Source organism: Brevundimonas sp. RM1, assembly GCF_052907225.1.
Genome location: NZ_JBRERY010000001.1, coordinates 155464 through 174133, shown reverse-complemented (window position 1 = coordinate 174133; position 18670 = coordinate 155464). Strand labels below are relative to the sequence as shown.

The window sequence follows — 18670 nt, the reverse complement described above, 5'->3', positions numbered from 1 at the left end:
CCCAAACGTCGCCCGTCACCTTACGGTTTCCTCAGCTTTACGCCCGTTCGAGGGCGCGGCCCGCCGCCGCCAGTTCCTCGCCCATAACAGCCTTCAACCGATCCGGGCCGAGAATGGTCGCCTGTTCGCCCCAGGTGAACAGATGCCAAGCCAGTTCGCGCATGCCCGAGGCGCGGAACCGCACCACCACCGATCCGTCGGCCTGATCCTCGATCGTCTGGGTCGGGTGCCAGCGCCAGCCGCGCGCCTCGTCCGCCCCCTCGGGCGCGATACGGACGGCGACCTCTTCGATCTCGTCCTGATAGATGCCGAAGGACTGGCTGGCGAAGGCGCCCAGGTCGAAGTCTTCGGGCGGGCGCGCCGTGCCCTCGCCCGCCTCGACCGCGCTCATCCGGTCCAGACGGAAGGTCTGGATGCGCCCGCTCTCGCGGTCGGCGGCCACCAGATAGTTGGCCCGCCCGAACATCAGGCCGCACGGCGTCATGGTGCGGGTGCGCGCCTCCGCCCCCGGCCGGGCGTAGATGAAGTTCAGCGGCCGCTCGGCCAGCACCGCCCCGCGAATCTCGGCCAGCACCGTCTCGTCGGCGCTGGGGCGCGGTCCGGCCTGGACGGCGATGGTCTCCGCCCGGACCAGAGCCTCCAGATCCGGCGCCATGCGGTTCAGGGTGGTCGAGCGCATCGCCGCCTTCACCTTGCGCTCAAGGCTTTCCAACGCCGCCGCCCGCGCCGGTTCGCCCGCCGCGCGCAGGGCGGCCGCCGCCTTGGTCAGCTCCAGCATTTCGGTGGCCGTCGGGGCCTGTTCAAAGGCCGACAGCCCGCCCCGGATGCGCCAGCGTTTGGTCGGCGGGTCCGACACCTCCTCGACCTGCGGGAACAACATCAGCACGGCGTCGCGCATGCGCTCGGCCGTGCGGCGCCCGACGTTCAGCTGAGCCGCCATCTCGTTCAGCGTCAGCCCCTCGGCGCTGGCCGCCATGCCCCTCGCCAGATCGATGACCATGGCCGCCTTGTCGTGCCGCAAATGACTTCTCCACAGAGATACGTCCGAAACTGGCGCAATGCTGTCGCATCTTCATCCTGTCAGCAAGAGGCGACCGCCTCCGCACCAGGAGTTTTCCCCTATGGCCTTCGTCCGCACCCCCACCGTCCAGAAGCCCGCCCGCAAGACCTTTTCCGACCGCTACATGATCGTGCCGTGCGAGACCGAAAGCGACCTGGCCGTCATCTGGGACCGTCAGGAAGAACAGGTCGTGGACGTCATCAGCGCCTCGACCAGCCGCTACACCAACGAAGACGCCCTGTGGGAAGAGTTCCACACCCCGCCGTTCAACGCCCGGTCCGACTGGCGCGCGGCGGCCTGAGCCGAGAAGTTTGCGGAACCCCCGCCCCCGCTCCGACGTTGCGCCAGCGTGGCCATATGCCGCCACGCCCAAGGGGAGCTGAAACCATGTCCTCGTCCAACGCCGCGCCTTCGCTGGAAGGCTTCGTCAAATCCGCCCTGCATCGATCCTGGTGGCTGCTGCTGTTGCGCGGGATCGCCGCCGTGGCCTTCGGCGTGCTGACCTTCGTCTGGCCGCAGATCAGCCTGCTGACCCTGATCATGGTCTACGGCGTCTACGCCCTGATCGACGGGGTTCTAGCCCTGATCGCAGCGATCCGGGGCGGCGGGTTCGTCCCGCGCTGGTGGCTGGCGCTGGGCGGCGTGGTCAGCATCCTGGCTGCTGTCGTCGCCTTCGCCTGGCCGGGCCTGACGGCCCTGGTCCTGGTCTATCTGATCGGCTTCTGGTCGATCCTGCGCGGCGTGCTCGAGATCATCGGCGCCGTCCGTCTGCGCAACGAGATCGCCAATGAGTGGACGCTGGGCGTCGCCGGCGCCCTGTCGGTGATCTTCGGCCTGATCCTGGTCTTCATGCCGGGCGCGGGGGCCTTGGGTCTGCTGTGGCTGATCGCGGCCTGGGCCGTGCTGTTCGGCCTGCTGCTGATCTGGGTCGCCTTCAAGGTCAGGAAGCTGGCGAAGACTTAAAGACCGCATTGCGCGCCGCGACCCGAGCGCGGATTTCGGCGCGCATCCGCTCCAGTTCAACCGCGTCGATCAGGCGGCCGCGCAGCACCACGGCCTCGGCGTCGCGCGTGGCGCTGACGTCGGCCAGCGGGTTCGCCTCCAGCACCAGCAGATCGGCCGACTTGCCCGTCGCCACCGCGCCGTAACGCTCGCCCTGATTGAGGAAGCGCGGCCCGTCCACGACCGAGCCCATCAAGGCCTCGCGCGGCGTCAGGCCCAGAGACACATAGAGCTCCAGCTCGTCGTGCAGCGAAAAGCCCGGATAGTTGAACGAGTTGAGGAAGCCCGCGTCCGTCCCGGTCAGGATGGTCACGCCGGCATCGCGCAGCATGGGCAGGGTGCGTGCGGTGACGTCCTTGACGAAGTGACGATCCTCGACCTGCTGCGGCGTGGCCTGGGCCGCGCGCTGGACGCGCCAGTCATAGGTCGCCCGGATGCCCGGCCCGACATAGGCCAGGCCGTCGTCGTGCGTGTGGTCGTCCTTGTCCAGATTGGCCAGGGTGGTCGAGCCGTAGAGGGTCGGCGATACCGCCGTGCCCAGCTCCGCCAGCCGCGCATAGACCCGGCGCGCCGTCTCCACGTCGAAGGTGTCCGCGTAACGCCGCATGGTCTGGGCGTAGGTGTATTCGCCCGCCAGATAGTCGGCCGCGATGTCCGCCTCATCGCGCGAGCCGGCCTTCATGGCGTAGTCGAGGTGCTCGATCGACGACAGGCCCGCCTCGGCGGCCTCCAGCACCGTAATGCTGGCCGGAATGTGGGCCGAAGTCTTCATGCCTCGCTTCTTCGCCTCGCGCACGGCGTAGAGGAAAAGCTCGGGCGTCAGGGTGTTGTCGGTGATCTTGACGAAGTCGACGCGCAGGGCCTGAAGCCGGTCCAGGGCGGCGTCCATCTCCGCCTCGCTGCCCGTCTCGATCACGCCCTTCCAGACGGGGGCGATACCCTCGATCTTCGGCCCGGAGGTGAAGATGCGCGGCGCATCGGCGGTCGGCGGCGACGCGCGCCAGTCCAGCACCTGCTGCGCCAGATCGCCCGCCGCGTCGCGCACCGCCACCACGCCGTTGACCACGAACAGCGGCATCAGCTCGGCGTTCTCCTCGATCAGGGTCTCGCCGCCGCCGAAGTGAACGTGCATGTCCCACAGGCCCGGCATGACGTAGCGGTCGCCCAGATCCAACGTTCGCGCGGCCCGATAGCGGCCCGCCTCGCCCTCAGGCCCCACGGCCACGATGTCGCCGCCGCGCACGGCGACCAGTTGATCCGGCGTCGTCGTTCCCTTCTCGACATCGACCACCGTGGCCGAGGTCAGCAGCAGATCGACCGGCTGGACCGGCGTTTCGGCGGCGGCCAGCGGCGCCAGGGCGCAGGCGGACAACAGGGCGGAGGCGGCGATCAGAAAGGTGCGCATGAATCCGCTATAGTCCGTTGGCCGCCGTCGGCAAGCCAATCACGGATAGCGGCGTTTCATCTCGTCCCAACCGGCGACGCAGAGGTCGCGCAGCACGCCCATGTCCGCCTGATCCAGCCGCTGGATGTAGAGGCAGGCTGTGCTCGTCGCGGGCGGGCCCAGCCGCGCCAGCATGGCCTGCGTCTGCGGCGTCGGCGGGCTTGGTCTTCGGCTCGCTCATTCCGGCCTCCCGCTCAGGACAGGCCGTCACCTTGCGCCTGTCCGATCCGCCCCGCCAGACACCATCCGCCGACCGCCCGCGTCCTCAGCCAACCGCCCGCCGGAACCGTCACCCACTGACCCGATCCCGCCGCCAGAGTCTCGCGCCGCACGCCCGTCTCCGTGGCCAGCTCGACCTCAAGCGGCGCGCCCATATAGGCCGTCCACAGCTCCTCGGCCTCGACCACGCGCCAATCGGGCGGCGCCTCGGGCGTCAACAGGCGATAAGCGCCGACCGCCTCTCCGCGCGCGGCGGCGTCCGCCCCCGCCATGGGCCGCCCCCAGCCGCCCTCGACCAGCGGCCGCAGCCCCAGGTTCTCGACGACCTCTTCGAGCGTGAAATCCGCCTCGCCTTCCATCCAGCCGCTAGTGAGGTGCTTCGCCGCCTGCGTCCACGCGCGGACCGCGCTCCTGCGGCGTGACAGGACGCCAACGGCCGTTCTCGAACACCACCTCGTCCCCGCCGCGCCAGGGCACGCGGCTCAGCGGCCCGCCGGTCAGGCCGTAACCGACGATCGCGTATCGCACGCCGGGTTTCAGCGGCGCCGCCTCTACTGTCGTTTCAAACCCCTCGGGCGTCTCGCCATAGACCACCTGTCTCAGGCCCCGGCAGTCGCGGCCGCGCGCCTCGATCGACCAGACCGGGCGCATCATGGCGTTCGACCGCTCATGCACGGCGATGCCGCCCAGGCAGGCCTTCTCGGGCTTGGCGGGATCGGCGCCGAAGGTCGCGACTGGCCGTTCCAGCCCGCCGCTGATGCTGACCGAGATCATCGCCGAGCACGCGGCCAGGGCGACGGCCGTCGTCGCCAGCGCCGCTCCGACGCGCAGAACCGCGCCGCGTTTCATCGCCCTCGCCCTCAGCAGCGGCCGTAGGGGACGTAGCCGACCTCGATCTCGTCGATGCGGACGGTCTTCAGCTCGCGCACCGCCATCTGGTCGAAGTCCGTGCTGCAGTTGAAGCCGGCATCGATGACGTAGTCCTCGCCCTTGGCCGCCTTGATGGCGTCGCGGATGCGGAAGGAGGCGTCGATCGTGGCGTCGCTGACCATCACGGCCGAGGCGCGAATGCCCGGCGACACGCGCGGACCGGCGCTTTCCAGATAGAGCCACGGGTCGGCCGCATTGCCGCACAGCATCAGGCAGTCGGCCTTGAAGTCGGCGTTGCCGCGCGCGGCGGCGAACTCGCCCATGGTCAGGTCGATCTTCTGCGGCAGATCATAGTCCTTCAGCGCCGCCAGGGCCTGGGTCGAGCAGGCCGGCGTCATCGGCACGGCGTAGCCGACGACCTCGTCGCCCTCGGCGCGGACGCGGACCGTGCAGCCGCCGATCTCATAGGTGCGTTCCTTGTCCTGAACCGTGCGGGCCGGACCCAGCTTGGATTCCAGATAGGCCACCTGCACGCCCATCATCTGGTCGATGGTCGGCGCGCCGCCCGTTGCAGGCGCGGCTTCAGGCGCCGCCTGGGTCGCCTCGGCCGGAGCGTCAGTCTTGTCGGCCGTCTTCTCCGCCTGACCGCAAGCGGCCAGTCCCGCCAGCACGCCCAGCACGGCGACGGTTTTCAGTCCTTGGAATGCGGTCATGATCTCTCCACGGCTCAGGTTGAGCGTCGCAAGCCAACGCACCGCCGCGCGAAGGGTTCTCGCGCACGAACGTCAGAGGGCCTTCACGATGCCTTCGACCATCTTCTTGGCGTCGGCGAACAGCATCATGGTGTTGTCGCGGAAGAAGAGTTCGTTCTCGACCCCGGCGTAGCCGCTGCCCATCGACCGCTTGATGAACAGGACGGTGCCCGCCTTCTCCACGTCCAGCACCGGCATCCCATAGATGGGCGACTGCGGATCGGTCTTGGCCGCCGGATTGGTCACATCGTTGGCGCCGATGACGAAGGCCACGTCGGCCGAGGCGAACTCGCTGTTGATGTCCTCCAGCTCGAACACCTCGTCATAGGGGACGTTCGCCTCGGCCAGCAGGACGTTCATGTGCCCCGGCATCCGGCCCGCAACGGGGTGGATGGCGTATTTCACCTCGACGCCTTCTTCCTTCAGCGTGTCGGCCATTTCGCGCAGAGCGTGCTGGGCCTGGGCCACCGCCATGCCGTAACCGGGCACGATGATGACCTTGGAGGCGTTCTTCATGATGAAGGCGGCGTCCTCGGCCGAGCCCTGCTTGACCGGCCGCGTCTCGACAGCCCCGCCGCCCGCCGCCGCGCCCGCCTCAGCGCCGAAGCCGCCCAGGATGACGCTGATGAAGCTGCGGTTCATGCCCTTGCACATGATGTAGCTGAGGATCGCGCCCGACGACCCGACCAGGGCGCCGGTGATGATCAGGGCGATGTTCTCCAGCGTGAAGCCCAGCGCCGCCGCCGCCCAGCCGGAATAGGAGTTCAGCATGGACACCACGACGGGCATGTCCGCCCCGCCGATGGGGATGATCAGGGTCGCGCCCAGGATCAGGGCGATGGCGAACACGCCCCAGAAGGCCCAGATCGCCGTCCCGCCCGTCCCGATCAGGATGCCGATCAGGAAGACCAGGGCCAGCGCCAGGGCGGTGTTGATGAGGTGCCGCGCCGGCAGGATGATCGGCGCCCCGCTCATCCGCCCGTCCAGCTTGGCGAAGGCGATGACCGATCCGGTGAAGGTGATGGCCCCGATGGCCACGCCCAGGCTCAGTTCGACGATGGACAGGGTCTTGATCCCGCCGGTCGCCGTGACGATGCCGAAGGCGTCGGGCGCATAGACCGCCCCCACCGCCACCAGACACGCCGCCAGGCCGACCAGGGAGTGAAACGCCGCGACCAGTTGCGGCATGGCCGTCATCGGCACGCGGTTGGCGATGACCGCGCCCGCGCCGCCGCCGACCACGACCCCGCCCGCGATCAGGGCCAGGGTCAGGGGGTCCAGGGCGCCCGACGTCCCCAGCGTCAGCAGGGTGACGCCGACGGCCAGAGCCATGCCGACCATGCCGAGGGTATTGCCCCGTCGGCTGGTCACAGGGCTGGACAACCCCCTGAGCGAGAGGATGAACAGAACCCCCGCCGCCAGATAGGCCAGCGCCGCGATCGATGCGTTCATCCCCTCCCCCCTTGTTTCATGCCTAGATCAGAAAACGTTGACCACGGCGGGCGCCGCGCCGTTGGTGCCGGCGGCGGTCGCCTGGCCGTTCTTGACCACGGCCACGCCGACCGGACCCTGGCCGCCCGTCTTGGTCACGCGGCAGCTGCCGTTGTCGCCCGGCAGACGACCGGCCATCCGGCCAGAGCCGGTGTGGTTGATGCGGTTCATGTGCACGCCCCTGATGGTCACCGGGGCGAAGCCGCACTCCAGCGTCCAGCTGGCGCCCTGGGGCGCAGCCACCGACCAGTGCAGGCCGGTATAGGGGTCATTGCCCACTTCGCGCGCGGATTGCGCCGAGGCAGCGCCGGCGACAGCGGCGGCCGACAGGGCCAGGACGGAGATCAGGGAAGCTTTCATCACGCAATACTCTTCGAGGTTAACGTTTGACGGATTGGGTGCGCGACAGACGCCACAGCGCCGCCGCGATGAACAGAGGCCCCAGCAGGATCATCGCCCAGTCGAAGACCGTCATCTGACGATCCTGGATGATGATGCGCGTCAGGACGGCGGCGAAAACCAGCACGACCCCGCAGTCCTGGAACCGCAGGCGCCCGATGGGGTCTTTCACCCGCACCCAGCTCCAGATCCACAGGGCCACGCCCAAGCCGGTGACGGCCCAGGAGGCATAGAAGGCCAGCAGGATAGGCGACAGGGTCACGAGGCGGCGGAACCTTCAGCCAAACGCTTGCGCCGCGCCCAGATTATACGAACGCCGCTCCAGGCGATAAACAGGGTGAACACCACGGCGCCCAGCGCCGCAAACTTGTCTCCAGCCTCCATCAACCCCGCCGCGCGCCAGATCAACAGGGCGACGCCGATCGGAAAGAAGACCAGCGCCAGGCCCAGTTCGACGCGGCGACGCGCCTCAGCCGACAACCTGCCGCCTAACGTAGCGGCCGCCAGAACCACCAACACGGCGACGGCCAGAAGAACTAGGATCAGGCCGTTGATAAGATTGTACATCAGGCGCGCTCCTTCTTCTTGTACATGGCCAGCATCCGGCGCGTGACCATGAAGCCGCCGAAGATGTTGACGCTGGCCAGGGTCACGGCGGCCACGCCCGCGCCCTTGGCGATCCAGGCGTTCGGCCCGCCCGCCTGCGCGCTCATCGCCGCCGCCGCGATCAGGCCGCCGACGATGATGACGCTGGAAATGGCGTTGGTCACGGCCATCAGCGGCGTGTGCAGCGCGGGCGTCACGCTCCAGACGACATAGTAGCCGACGAAGATCGACAGGACGAAGATCGCCAGGCGAAAGACGGTGGGATCGACGTGTTCCATCAGCCTCTCACTCCTTCATGCACCACGGCGCCGCCGTGGGTGACGACGGCGGCCTTGAGGATTTCCTCCTCCAGGTCGACCGCCAGGGCGCCGTCCTTGATCATCAACCCCAGGAAGGCGACCAGGTTGCGCGCATAAAGGGCGCTGGCGTCCGCGGCGATGCGGCCGGGCATGTTGCTCCAGCCGACGATCTTCACCCCATTGGCCGTGGTCACGACCTCGTTCGGCTTCGAGCCTTCGACGTTGCCGCCCGCCTCGACCGCCAGGTCGATGATGACCGAGCCCGGCTTCATCGAGGCGACGTGCGCCGCCGTCACCAGCTTCGGCGCCGGACGACCGGGGATCAGGGCCGTGGTGATCACCACGTCCTGCTTGATGATGTGGGCGGCGGTCAGTTCGGCCTGCTTGGCCTGATACTCGGCCGACATGGCCTTGGCGTAGCCGCCCGCCGTTTCAGCGGCCTTGAACTCTTCATCCTCGACCGCGACGAATTTGGCGCCCAGGCTCTCGACCTGCTCCTTGGCGGCGGGACGCACGTCGGTGGCCGTGACGACCGCGCCCAGGCGCCGCGCCGTGGCGATGGCCTGAAGCCCCGCGACGCCCGCGCCCATGACGAAGGTCTTGGCGGCGGCCACCGTCCCGGCGGCCGTCATCATCATGGGGAAGCCCTTGCCATAGGCGTAGGCCGCCTCGATCACCGCCCGGTATCCGGCCAGATTGGCCTGGGACGACAGCACGTCCATCACCTGCGCCCGCGTGATGCGCGGCACGAACTCCATGGCGAAGGCGGTGGCGCCTGCGCCCCTCAACGCCTCGACTGTGGCCTTGTCGCGCCAGGCGTCCAGCAGGCTGACCACCACCGCGCCGGGTTTCAATGCGCTGATCTCCGACGCCGTCGGGCCGCGCACCTTCAGCAGGATGTCCGCCCCGGCCAGCGCCGCCGACAGGTCCGGCTTCACGCTGGCCCCGGCCTCGGCGTAATCGGCGTCAGGCAAGGATGAGCCGAGGCCCGTCCCGGCCTCGACGCTCACCGTCGCGCCCAAGGCGATCAGCTTCTTCACCGTTTCAGGCGTAACCGCGCAGCGCGTCTCGCCTTCACGACGTTCACGGGTCACGGCGATGGCGACGGCCAAGCGAATCCCTCCCACTCCCTAGGGTCAGATCGACGTTAGGCCTAAGGTCGAAGGGTCGTCAAACAAGCAAAAGGCCCGCCGGACACGCCGACGGGCCTTGCTGCATTCAATAGGGGGATCGCGCTTAGTGCGCCTTCTTGCTCTTCAGCATGAAGTAGCCCGCCACCGACAGAACCGCGCCGCTGATGAAGGCGGGAACGAAGCCGGCGCCGACGGCGAACCACACCGTCAGGAACAGGATCAACACGGCCGTGGCCAGCGACAGCCACTTGGTCAGGCCCATGAACAAGCTCCAGGTCCAGGCCTGTTCCGAGATGTTCATATCCCCGTGGACGTGGGGGGTGGTCGCTTCAGCGTGCTGGTCGGCCATGGGGCATCCAAAAAAAGAGTCGAGATTTCGACGGCTCTTATAGCGAGGCCTGCGCGCGGCTCAAGCCCGTCAGGATCAAGGGCGCCTCAGTCGAGGCTTTCCAGCACTGAACGCGCGAAGGCGGCGACGTCGAAGGGCTTGCCCGCCGGGTCTTCGCCGCGCCGCACGATCACCACCTGGCGGCTGGGCACGATCACCACATACTGCCCCCGGTTGCCGAAGGCGGCGAAGGCGTCAGCGGGCACGCCTTCGGAGCGGTTCATCAGCCAGAAGGTCGCCCCATAGCCGAAGTTGCCCGTCGGCGGCTGCGGCCCGGTCGGGGCGGCGACATAGTCGCGCCAGCCCTGCGGCAGGAGGCGCCGCCCCTCCCACACCCCGTCCTGCAGATACAGCTGGCCGAAGCGGGCCAGATCGCGCGCCGTGGTCCAGACCTGGCTCGACAGGATGTAGTTGCCGCGCCAGTCGGTCTCGGCCCAGGTGTGCGTCATGCCCAGCGCATCGAACAGTTCGGCGGGCGGATGGGCGGTGAAGGTCGGAGCGGCGGCCATGGTCGCCAGCAGGGTGTCGTTGTTGGCGTAGCGATAGACCGTCCCCACCGGCGCCAGCAGCGGCCAGCCGGGCGCCTGTTCATCGACGGCCACGCCGCCGAAATAGAGGCCGTCAGTGCGGTTGCCCGCCGTGTCGCTGGTCAGGCCGGACGACATCCGCATCAGGGCGTCGACGGTGATGGCCGCGCGCGGATCGCCGGGGCGGCTCCAATTGGCGATGGCGGCGGGCGCCTTCACATCCAGTTCGCCGCGCTGGACCGCCGCGCCGATGACCGTTCCGGCCAGGCTCTTGGCCACCGACCAGGTGCGCTGGGGCGTGTTCGGGCCGAAGTCAGGCGCGTAGCGTTCCGCCACCCGCTTGCCGCCCTGCATGACCACGACGCCTGTGGTGTTGGTCCCTGCGCCGAAGCCCTGATCGAAGGCGCGCGCGACGGCGGCCTCCAGCGCGCGAGCGTTCCCCTTGGGCCGCGCGGTCGGCAGGTCCGGCGCCGAGGCCCGGCGCGCCAGCGGCGTCCGCTCAGGCGCAGCGCCCGGCGCATAGCCCATCGGCTCGATGACGCAGCCGCGCCCGTCGGTCCAGGTCGCGACGCGCGGCGGGGCGGCCTGATCCCAGGCGACGGTGACGGCGTTCCCGGCCATCTCGGCCTTCATGCTTCCGACCAGCGGCTGAAGCTCGGGATAGACGCCGACCAGCTCGTTCGCCTCGACGCTGGCGACCGTGCGATCGGCCCCCGCCGCACGCGCCGAATGCAGGGCGCTGCACACCGTCAACGCCTTATAGCCCGCCGCCAAGGCGCGGTGATTGGCGGAAGGCTCAGCCGTCTGGGCGAAAACCGTCGTCGGCAGGGCGAGAACGGCGGCGAGAACAAGAACGCGGGACACAGATTTCATGCGGCCACGCTTCAACGCCGCGCCCCGCCTGTCAACGCATTCCGCTCAGCCCAGCGCCTCGAACCGGTCGATCAGGCCTTCCAGCCGCTTGGTGCCGATGGTCCAGAAGGCCGGGTCGCGCGGGTTCAGGCCGAACGGCTTCAGCGCCTCGACATAGGTCCGCGCCCCGCCGCCCGACAGCAGGTCGCGATACAGGGGCGTAAAGGCCGCCGGATCCTTGGCCCGCGTCTCCATCAGCGCCGCGACCAGCAGGTCGCCGAACGCATAGGCGTAGACATAGAAGGGTGCGTGGACGAAGTGGCTGACATAGGCCCACCAGTCCTCATAGCCGGTCAGGTCCACTGCGGGCCCGAGGCTAGCGCCCAGTTCCTCCATCCAGATCTCGCGGATGCGCTCGACCGGCACCTCGCCCGCCGCCCGCTCGTCATGGAAGCGCGTCTCGAAACGGTGGAAGGCGATCTGGCGCACCACCGTGTTCAGCCCGTCCTCGATCCGGCCCGCCAGCAGGGCGCGCTGTTCGTCCGGCGTCGCCTCGGCCAGCAGGCGGTCGAAGGTCAGGCCCTCAGCGAAGATCGACGCCGTCTCGGCCAGAGTCAGCGGCGTATCGGCCAGCAGGCTGCCCTGCCCCGCCGCCAGCGTCTGGTGCACCCCGTGGCCCAGTTCATGCGCCAGCGTCAGCACGTCGCGCCGCTCGCCCATCCAGTTCAAGAAGACATAGGGGTGCCGATCCGCCGTCACCGGGTGAGCATAGGCGCCGGACTGCTTGCCCGCCCGCGCCCGCGCATCGATCCACGGCCGGTCGAAGAACCAGCCCGCCCGCTCGGCGAAGTCTCCGCCCAGATCAGCAAAGCTGGACAGCACCACCGCGCGCCCGCCCGCCCAGTCATAGCCGCGCGACGCCGCCGCCTCGATCGGCGCATTGCGGTCCCAGTGGGCCAGCCGATCCTTGCCCATCGCCTTGGCCTTCAACGCATAATAGCGATGCGCCAGACGCGGATAGGCCTGCGCCACCGCCTCGGCCATGGCGTCCACGCTCTCGCCGTCGACTTCATTGCCCAGATGGCGGCTGTCGGCGGGGCGTTTGAAGCCGCGCTTGCGATCCTCCAGCGCCTTTTCGGCGGCGACGGTGTTCAGCACCATGGCCATGGTCCGGGCGATGCCGGAAAAGGCCGTCGACAGGCCCTCGCCCGCCGCCTGACGCTTGGCGCCGTCCGCGTCGCTGAGACGGTTCAGCCCCTCGGCCAGGGTCAGCTCCTCATCCCCCACGGGTGCGCGCAGCACGGCCAGGGTCTCGTCGAACAGGCGCGGCCACTGCGCCTGAATCGGGCCGCGCTCAGCGATGAAGGTCTCCAGCTCGGCCGACAGTTCATGCGGCTTCATCGCCCGCACCCGGCGCAGCCACGGCGCCCAGCGCGCGGCGGGCGCATGAGCCGTCAGCGCCGCCTCCACCGCCGCCTCGTCCAGCGCATTGATCTCCAGCGTCAGCCAGACGGTCGGCGTGGCGATGACCGTCAGCTTCTCGCGCACATCGGCCTCGAAGCCTTGCGCCGCCGCATCCTCGCGGTTGGTCGAGGCGGCCAGGAAGGCGTAGGCGCCCAAGGCCCCCATCACGTCCGCCGCCTGCTCATAAAGCCCGATCGCCTCGTCCAGCGCCCGGCCCAGTTCGGCGCCCGACAGCGCGGCCAGCCGCCCCTGCCAGGCGTTCATCCGGTCGACCAACGCCCTGGCCCGCTCCAGATCGGCGGCGATGCGCGCATCCTCGCGCGAGGCGTAGAGGTCGGACAGATCCCACAGCGGGGCGTCGGCGAATTCGGTCGTTTTGACGGGCGCGTTCATGCCCCTGGTTGTGGGGAGGCGAAGGGCGCGATGCAAGCCGCTCTTCTCTCGGCAGGTCGGTCTCAAACCAGGACGATGAAAAGCGTCTTCCCTTCGCCCGCAAAATCGAGCACTGTTCAAATATGACCCATACCGCCCTCGACCCCACCGGCCGCGCCTCGCTGGAAGGCGCGCGCGGGCTCGCCGCCATCCGCATCGGGATCGGTCTGATCCAGGGGCTGGTTCTCTATCTGCTGTATCGCTCGGCGTCGGACGCCACGGCCCTGGCCTGGCCCGCGACCCAGCCGTCGCTGTTCGCCGCCCTAACGCTGGCGGCGGCGTTCGCGCCGATCATGCTGCTGGCGGGCGTCGGGCGGATGGGATGGAAGACGCTGGCGCTGTGGGGCGCGGTCGCGGCGGCGGTTCTGGCGCTGCTGGGCTGGCACGACGCGGCCCAGCAGGCGAGCGAGTATTTCCGCCCGCCCTATCTGCGCTTCCCGGTCGTGGGCTTCGCCGCAGCCGCCCTGTTCATCGCCCATCACCTGATCGTTCCGGCCGTCCAAGGGCGACGCTGGATCGCCGACTACGACGACTATTTCGACACGGCGTGGAAGGCCGGGGTGCAGCTGGTCCTGTCGCTGGGCTTCACCGGCGCCTTCTGGCTGCTGCTGTTCCTGGGCGCGGCCCTGTTCCGCGTCATCGGCCTCAGCTTCCTGAGCGACCTGTTGGGCGAGGAGTGGTTCTCCATCCCCGTCACCTGCCTGGTCTTCGCCGTGGCGGTGCAGCTGACCGACGTGCGCGGCGGCCTGATCCGGGGCGTGCGGACGGTGGCGCTGATGCTGCTGTCGTGGCTGCTGCTGGTCATCACCGTCCTGGTGGCGGGCTTCCTGGCCGCCCTGCCCTTCACCGGACTGGACGGGCTGTGGAAGACGGGCAGCGCCACGGCCCTGGTGCTGTCGGCCGCCGCCGCCCTGATCGTGCTGATCAACACCGCCTATCAGGACGGACGCGAGGACAATCTGCCGCCCGCCGCCCTGCGCCTGGCGGTGCGGGTCGCCTCGGTGCTGCTGACGCCGCTGATCCTGATCGCCGTCTGGGGCCTGTCCTTGCGTATCGGCCAGCACGGCCTGACGCCCGACCGCATCATCGCCTTGGCCTGCGCCCTGGTCGGCGTCCTGTACGCCGCCGGATACGGCTGGGCCGCCCTGTCGCCCCTGTGGCGCAAGACCGCCTGGATGAAGCCGCTGGAGCGCACCAACGTCCTGGCCGCCGTTCTGACGGTGCTGGTCATCCTGGCCCTGTTCAGCCCCCTGGCCGATCCGGCCCGCCTGTCCGTCAACGACCAGACCGCCCGGCTCAAGCGCGGCGCCGTCAGCGCGGCCCAGTTCGACTACGCCTTCCTGCGCTTCGGCGCGGGCAAGACGGGACGCGCGGCCCTGGCCGAACTGGCGAAATCCTCCGACGCCGAGATCGCCCGTCGCGCCAAGGCGGCCCAGGCCGTGACCTCGCGCTATGACATAGAGGAAGCCGCCCTGCCCCCGCGCGCGCCGAACATCGCCCCCTGGCCGGCGGACAAGCCCCTGCCCCCCGCCTTCCTGGCCCCGGCGCCGTCCGGCGATCCGCGCTACGCCTGCAACAGCGACGACAATTGCCTCGCCGCACAGCGCGACCTGAACGGCGACGGCCGCGACGAAATCCTGTTGGCGACCACTTACAGGATCGCCCTGTTCGCTCAGGGCGCCGACGGCCGCTGGGTCCATCAGGGCGACTATCAGGTTCCGCATTGTCCCGGTCCCGGCGGCCGCGATCTGCGCGAGTCGCTCAAGCACCCCGACCTGAAGACCGCCGCATCGCCCTGGCCCGATCTGAACATGGGCGCCGTGACCGGGCGGCTGCAGCCGGAAGCCGTCTGCCCGAAGCCCGCCCCCGTTAACCCCTGACTCAGGTCTCCGAAACCCGATCTTCATTCCCTCCGTTCTAGGGTTGTGTCGAAACGAGCCAGTCCCGACCCAATGAGGACGGCCGTTCGATGGTGATGTTGAAGGGTGTGCTCCAATGGCCAAGACCGTTCTGGTCGTCGACGATGATCCCACGCAGCGCCGCCTGATTCAGGCGGTGCTCGATCGTGAAGGCTACGCGGTCGTCCACGCCGAAAGCGGGGGCGAGGCCATCGACCGTCTGACCAAGGGCGGCGGCGCCGACGTGGTGCTTCTGGATCTCGTCATGCCCGGCCTGTCGGGCATGGAGGCCCTGGCCGAGATGCGCACGGCGGGCGTGGCCACGCCGGTCATCGTGCTGACGGCCAACGGCGGCATAGAGACGGTGGTCAAGGCCATGCAGGCCGGAGCCCAGGACTTCTTCGTCAAGCCGGTCGGCCCCGACCGCCTGCTGGTCGGCGTCCGCAACGCCCTGCAGATGACCCAGCTGACCGCCGAGATCGGCCGCCTGAAGAAGCGCGCCACGGGCCGCTCCTCCTTCGACGACATGGTCGGCGACAGCGAACCCATGCGGATGGTCAAGGCCCTGGGCCAGCGCGCGGCCAAGTCCTCCATCCCCGTACTGATCACCGGCGAAAGCGGCGTCGGCAAGGAGGTCATCGCTCGCGCCCTGCACGGCGCCTCGGACCGGGCGGGCAAGCCCTTCGTGGCGGTCAACTGCGGCGCCCTGCCCGCCAATCTGGTCGAATCCATCCTGTTCGGCCACGAGAAGGGCGCCTTCACCGGCGCGCACGAAAAACACGCGGGCAAGTTCGTCGAGGCGAACGGCGGCACCCTGTTCCTGGACGAGATCGGCGAACTGCCGCTGGACATGCAGGTCAAGCTGCTGCGCGCGCTTCAGGAAGGCGAGGTCGATCCCGTCGGCGGCAAACGCCCGGTCAAGGTCGATGTCCGCATCGTCTCGGCCACCAACCGCGACCCGGCCCAGCAGGTGAAGGAAGGCGCCTTCCGCGAAGACCTCTTCTATCGCCTGAACGTCTTCCCGATCGAGGCCCCGGCCCTGCGCGAACGGCGCGAGGACATCCCGGCCCTGGTCGAGCATTTCATCGCCCGCTTCAACGTCGAGGAAGGCAAGCGGGTCGCGGGCTGCTCGCCCGAGACCCTGGCCCTGCTGCAGGGCCACGACTGGCCCGGCAACGTCCGCCAGCTGGAGAATGCGGTCTATCGCGCCCTGGTCCTGGCCGACTCGCCCCTGCTGCAGCCGCACGACTTCCCGGCCATCTCGGGCGTCGCCGTGCCGCTGGACGCCGTGGCCGCTCCCCGGAGCGGCGAGCACGCGCCCGCCTCGGCCTCCGAGTCCGCCTCGAGCGACGAGGACGCCCAGCACGACAGCCCGGTCCGCATCACCGATGACCGCGGCCACGTCCGCACACTGGAGCAGATCGAACGCGACCTGATCCAGCACGCCATCGAGGTCTACTCCGGCCACATGTCCGAAATCGCCCGCCGCCTGGGCATCGGCCGCTCCACCCTCTATCGCAAGGTCCGCGAACAGGGCCTTGAGGAACAGCTCAAGGAAGCCGGCTGAGAGGCCCGCAGACCACAGGCGCAGGAACCCTCGCGCGCGCCTGACGCTTCCCTAGTGGGATTTCACACAGGGGCTGCACCATGGACGCACATTTCCGATTGGACGGCCACGTCGCCCTGGTGACGGGCGCCGGGGCCGGAATCGGCCGCGCCATCGCCGAGACCTTCGCCGCGGCGGGCGCCGCCGTGGCCGTCACGGACCTGGATGCAGCCAAGGCCGTGGCCGTGGCGGACGGCGTGGTCCGGGCCGGCGGACGCGCGGTCGGCCTGGCCTGCGACGTCACCGACGAAGCCCAGCGCATCGCGACTGTCGAGGCCGTGGTCGCGGCCTTCGGCAAGCTGACCCTGCTGGTGAACAATGCGGGCGGCGGCGGCCCCAAGCCCTTCGACATGCCCATGAGCGATTTCGAGCGCGCCTATCAGCTCAACGTCTTCGCCCCCTTCCGCTTCATGCAACTGGCGGCGCCGCACATGCAGGACGCAGGCGGCGGGGCGATCCTGAACATCACCTCCATGGCCGGGGACAACAAGAACGCCCGCATGGCCTCCTACGGTTCGTCCAAGGCGGCGGTCAGCCATCTGACCCGCAACGTCGCCTTCGACCTGGGTCCGCGCGGCGTTCGCGTCAACGCCATCGCGCCAGGCGCGATCAAGACCGACGCCCTGGCCGGCGTCCTGACGCCCGAGATCGAACAGGCCATGCTCAAGCACACGCCGCTGGGCCGCCTGGGGCAGCCCGAGGACATCGCCCGCGCGGCCCTGTTCCTGTGCTCGCCCGCCGCGTCGTGGATCAGCGGCCAGATCCTGACCGTCTCCGGCGGCGGCGTTCAGGAACTGGACTGACCCACGATGCTTGAGGCTTCCAAACGGCGGCGGTTCCGGCCACAGGTCTCCCCGCCAGTTCAACCGGGGGGAGCCCGCCATCTTGTTTCGTCATACCGCCGCCGTTCTGACCGTGGCGTCCGTCGTCGCCCTGACCGCCTGCTCCAACGCCGAGGCCCCGCCCCCGGCTGAAGCCGGCGCTTCCGCCCTTTTGTCCAAGGCCGCCCTGCCGTCCGAGTGCGTGGATCACCCGCTTCTGGCGGCCATGCCGACGGTCCAGACCATCGCCAGCAAGCCGCTGACCGAGGTCGAGTGCCAGCCCTTCTCCATCTCCATGACCTATGGCGAGCCGGGGACCAGCGCCGAAATCCTGCTGATCGATTCCAAGGCCCCCGTTCCCGAGGAAAGCGGCCCCATGTCCGGCCTGCTCGCCGCGGCTCAGGAGACCGCCTTCAAGAGTGTCGGCGCGGGCGTTGAAATGACCAAGGGCCTGCGCGAAGCGGCCCTGTCCTCCCCGCCCGCCCTGGCTTCGATCGGCGGCGAGGACTATCTGCCCGTGGTCATGGACGCTCCGTCCGGCGAGCCCATCGTCATCGGCGTCGAACCCAAGGATTCAGGCGGCCGCGTCGGCTCGGCGATGAGCGCGCTCAAGGGCCGCTACGGCCTGACCATCCATATCGAACAGGACGACCTGTCCGGCGCGGCGGCCGCCCGCACGGCCTATCAACCCTATCTGTCGGCCATGCGCCTGAACGCCCTGCCCTGAAAGCGATTGGAAGGGCGGCTGAGTTCGCCTCCGCCGCCCTTCGCCATCGTTTCGCTGTCCCCGAGTCAGTTCCGGCTGACCGTCAGGGCGTAGGCGCCTTCCGATCCCCGGCGCGCCGTGGCGCGAGGCTGGAACGGGGTGATGACATAGGTCGTGTCCTTGGCGGCCTTCAGCTCGGCCGTTTCGCCCTCGACCTCGCCCCGGAACACGGCCGCGCCGCTCTGGTCCGCCGCGTCGCTGATGTTGAAATACAGGTTGGTGTTGGACGGTTTGAAGGCGACCTTCAGCGTCTGTCCCGCCGCGACGGGTACGGCGTAGACCGGCGCCGCATAGCCCTTCACCGTTCCTTCCTTCGTCACCGATCCGGCCCGCTCGAAGGTCAACACCTCCAGCGTGGAGCCTTCCTCACGAACGAAGGCGCGCGCGGCGGCCTCGTCGACGACAGGCAAGGCCAGGACGGCGTTCGGCGTCGGGCTGACCGCCTGGGGCGCCGCCGCCGGGCCGCCGCTGAGATCGACCGTCGCCTCAGACGCGGCCTCGGGCGCCGCCCCCGGACGATCGCCGCACGCCGCCAGCGCCAGGCTCAAACTCAGAAGGCCGCCGATCAGGGCGGCGGGGGCGAAGGGTTTCATCAGTCTTCCCTCTCAAGAGGCTTGGATATCCGCAGGCGCAACGCACGG

The 18670-nt window shown here is 69.3% G+C and carries 22 protein-coding genes; 6 read left to right on the top strand and 16 right to left on the bottom strand.

The features are described 5' to 3' along the window. Positions 1-37 precede the first annotated feature (37 nt). Positions 38-1021, bottom strand: a complete 984-nt coding sequence (locus ACU5AP_RS00935) for a helix-turn-helix transcriptional regulator (protein ID WP_446680681.1) — start codon at positions 1019-1021, stop codon at positions 38-40. Between the two features lie 100 nt (positions 1022-1121). Between ACU5AP_RS00935 and ACU5AP_RS00930 the strand changes: the two genes are divergently transcribed. Next, positions 1122-1361 (top strand): hypothetical protein, encoded by a 240-nt coding sequence (locus ACU5AP_RS00930; RefSeq protein WP_446680680.1) that lies wholly within the window; start codon positions 1122-1124, stop codon positions 1359-1361. Between the two features lie 86 nt (positions 1362-1447). Further along, on the top strand, positions 1448-2023 hold the full coding sequence (locus ACU5AP_RS00925; protein WP_446680679.1) for an HdeD family acid-resistance protein: 576 nt from the start codon (positions 1448-1450) through the stop codon (positions 2021-2023). Here the strand turns inward: ACU5AP_RS00925 and ACU5AP_RS00920 are convergent. The 14 genes from ACU5AP_RS00920 to ACU5AP_RS00855 form a co-directional block, all read right to left on the bottom strand. After that, positions 2001-3467 (bottom strand): amidohydrolase family protein, encoded by a 1467-nt coding sequence (locus tag ACU5AP_RS00920; RefSeq protein ID WP_446680678.1) that lies wholly within the window; start codon positions 3465-3467, stop codon positions 2001-2003. The genes ACU5AP_RS00925 and ACU5AP_RS00920 overlap by 23 nt on opposite strands. A gap of 39 nt (positions 3468-3506) precedes the next feature. Beyond that, positions 3507-3641, bottom strand: a complete 135-nt coding sequence (locus ACU5AP_RS00915; RefSeq protein ID WP_258317074.1) for a hypothetical protein — start codon at positions 3639-3641, stop codon at positions 3507-3509. Between the two features lie 59 nt (positions 3642-3700). Continuing rightward, a complete protein-coding gene (locus tag ACU5AP_RS00910) occupies positions 3701-4084 on the bottom strand; it encodes a cupin domain-containing protein (RefSeq protein WP_128720480.1) in 384 nt (127 codons plus the stop codon). 7 nt (positions 4085-4091) lie between these two features. Continuing rightward, positions 4092-4574 carry a hypothetical protein gene (locus tag ACU5AP_RS00905; RefSeq protein ID WP_446680677.1) on the bottom strand — a complete coding sequence of 161 codons (483 nt, stop codon included), beginning with the start codon at positions 4572-4574 and terminating at the stop codon, positions 4092-4094. 11 nt (positions 4575-4585) lie between these two features. Continuing rightward, positions 4586-5308, bottom strand: a complete 723-nt coding sequence (locus ACU5AP_RS00900) for a hypothetical protein (RefSeq protein ID WP_446680676.1) — start codon at positions 5306-5308, stop codon at positions 4586-4588. Between the two features lie 72 nt (positions 5309-5380). Beyond that, positions 5381-6799: an NAD(P)(+) transhydrogenase (Re/Si-specific) subunit beta gene (locus ACU5AP_RS00895; protein WP_446680675.1), complete on the bottom strand. Its 1419-nt coding sequence runs from the start codon at positions 6797-6799 to the stop codon at positions 5381-5383. A gap of 27 nt (positions 6800-6826) precedes the next feature. After that, the gene (locus ACU5AP_RS00890) at positions 6827-7198 is read right to left on the bottom strand and encodes a hypothetical protein (protein ID WP_046653285.1); all 372 of its coding nucleotides are present in this window, start codon (positions 7196-7198) and stop codon (positions 6827-6829) included. A gap of 19 nt (positions 7199-7217) precedes the next feature. Then, on the bottom strand, positions 7218-7499 hold the full coding sequence (locus tag ACU5AP_RS00885; RefSeq protein ID WP_046653284.1) for a hypothetical protein: 282 nt from the start codon (positions 7497-7499) through the stop codon (positions 7218-7220). Next, positions 7496-7804, bottom strand: a complete 309-nt coding sequence (locus ACU5AP_RS00880; protein ID WP_046653283.1) for a hypothetical protein — start codon at positions 7802-7804, stop codon at positions 7496-7498. The genes ACU5AP_RS00885 and ACU5AP_RS00880 overlap by 4 nt, the downstream gene beginning before the upstream one ends. Next, positions 7804-8121 carry an NAD(P) transhydrogenase subunit alpha gene (locus ACU5AP_RS00875; RefSeq protein WP_003165738.1) on the bottom strand — a complete coding sequence of 106 codons (318 nt, stop codon included), beginning with the start codon at positions 8119-8121 and terminating at the stop codon, positions 7804-7806. Before ACU5AP_RS00875 ends, ACU5AP_RS00880 begins: the two co-directional genes overlap by 1 nt. Beyond that, positions 8121-9254, bottom strand: coding sequence for a Re/Si-specific NAD(P)(+) transhydrogenase subunit alpha (locus ACU5AP_RS00870; RefSeq protein WP_128720490.1), 1134 nt, complete (start codon positions 9252-9254; stop codon positions 8121-8123). The genes ACU5AP_RS00875 and ACU5AP_RS00870 overlap by 1 nt, the downstream gene beginning before the upstream one ends. Before the next feature lie 124 nt (positions 9255-9378). Next, entirely contained in the window at positions 9379-9624 is a 246-nt protein-coding gene (locus ACU5AP_RS00865) for an aa3-type cytochrome c oxidase subunit IV (RefSeq protein WP_223850828.1), read from the bottom strand. A gap of 86 nt (positions 9625-9710) precedes the next feature. Further along, positions 9711-11063 (bottom strand): serine hydrolase domain-containing protein, encoded by a 1353-nt coding sequence (locus tag ACU5AP_RS00860; RefSeq protein ID WP_446680674.1) that lies wholly within the window; start codon positions 11061-11063, stop codon positions 9711-9713. Between the two features lie 45 nt (positions 11064-11108). Beyond that, the gene (locus ACU5AP_RS00855; RefSeq protein ID WP_446680673.1) at positions 11109-12899 is read right to left on the bottom strand and encodes a M3 family oligoendopeptidase; all 1791 of its coding nucleotides are present in this window, start codon (positions 12897-12899) and stop codon (positions 11109-11111) included. Between the two features lie 122 nt (positions 12900-13021). Between ACU5AP_RS00855 and ACU5AP_RS00850 the strand changes: the two genes are divergently transcribed. The 4 genes from ACU5AP_RS00850 (at position 13022) to ACU5AP_RS00835 (ending at position 17990) form a co-directional block, all read left to right on the top strand. Beyond that, a complete protein-coding gene (locus ACU5AP_RS00850; protein WP_446680672.1) occupies positions 13022-14818 on the top strand; it encodes a DUF4153 domain-containing protein in 1797 nt (598 codons plus the stop codon). 115 nt (positions 14819-14933) lie between these two features. After that, positions 14934-16403 (top strand): sigma-54-dependent transcriptional regulator, encoded by a 1470-nt coding sequence (locus ACU5AP_RS00845; RefSeq protein ID WP_088410088.1) that lies wholly within the window; start codon positions 14934-14936, stop codon positions 16401-16403. An 80-nt stretch (positions 16404-16483) separates the two neighbouring features. Then, complete coding sequence (hdhA, locus tag ACU5AP_RS00840) at positions 16484-17245, top strand: 7-alpha-hydroxysteroid dehydrogenase (protein ID WP_128720500.1); 762 nt, start codon at positions 16484-16486, stop codon at positions 17243-17245. 82 nt (positions 17246-17327) lie between these two features. Further along, entirely contained in the window at positions 17328-17990 is a 663-nt protein-coding gene (locus ACU5AP_RS00835) for a hypothetical protein (protein WP_128720501.1), read from the top strand. Positions 17991-18055: 65 nt separating this feature from the next. Here the strand turns inward: ACU5AP_RS00835 and ACU5AP_RS00830 are convergent, their stop codons facing one another. Beyond that, positions 18056-18622, bottom strand: a complete 567-nt coding sequence (locus ACU5AP_RS00830) for a hypothetical protein (protein WP_128720503.1) — start codon at positions 18620-18622, stop codon at positions 18056-18058. Positions 18623-18670 lie beyond the last annotated feature (48 nt).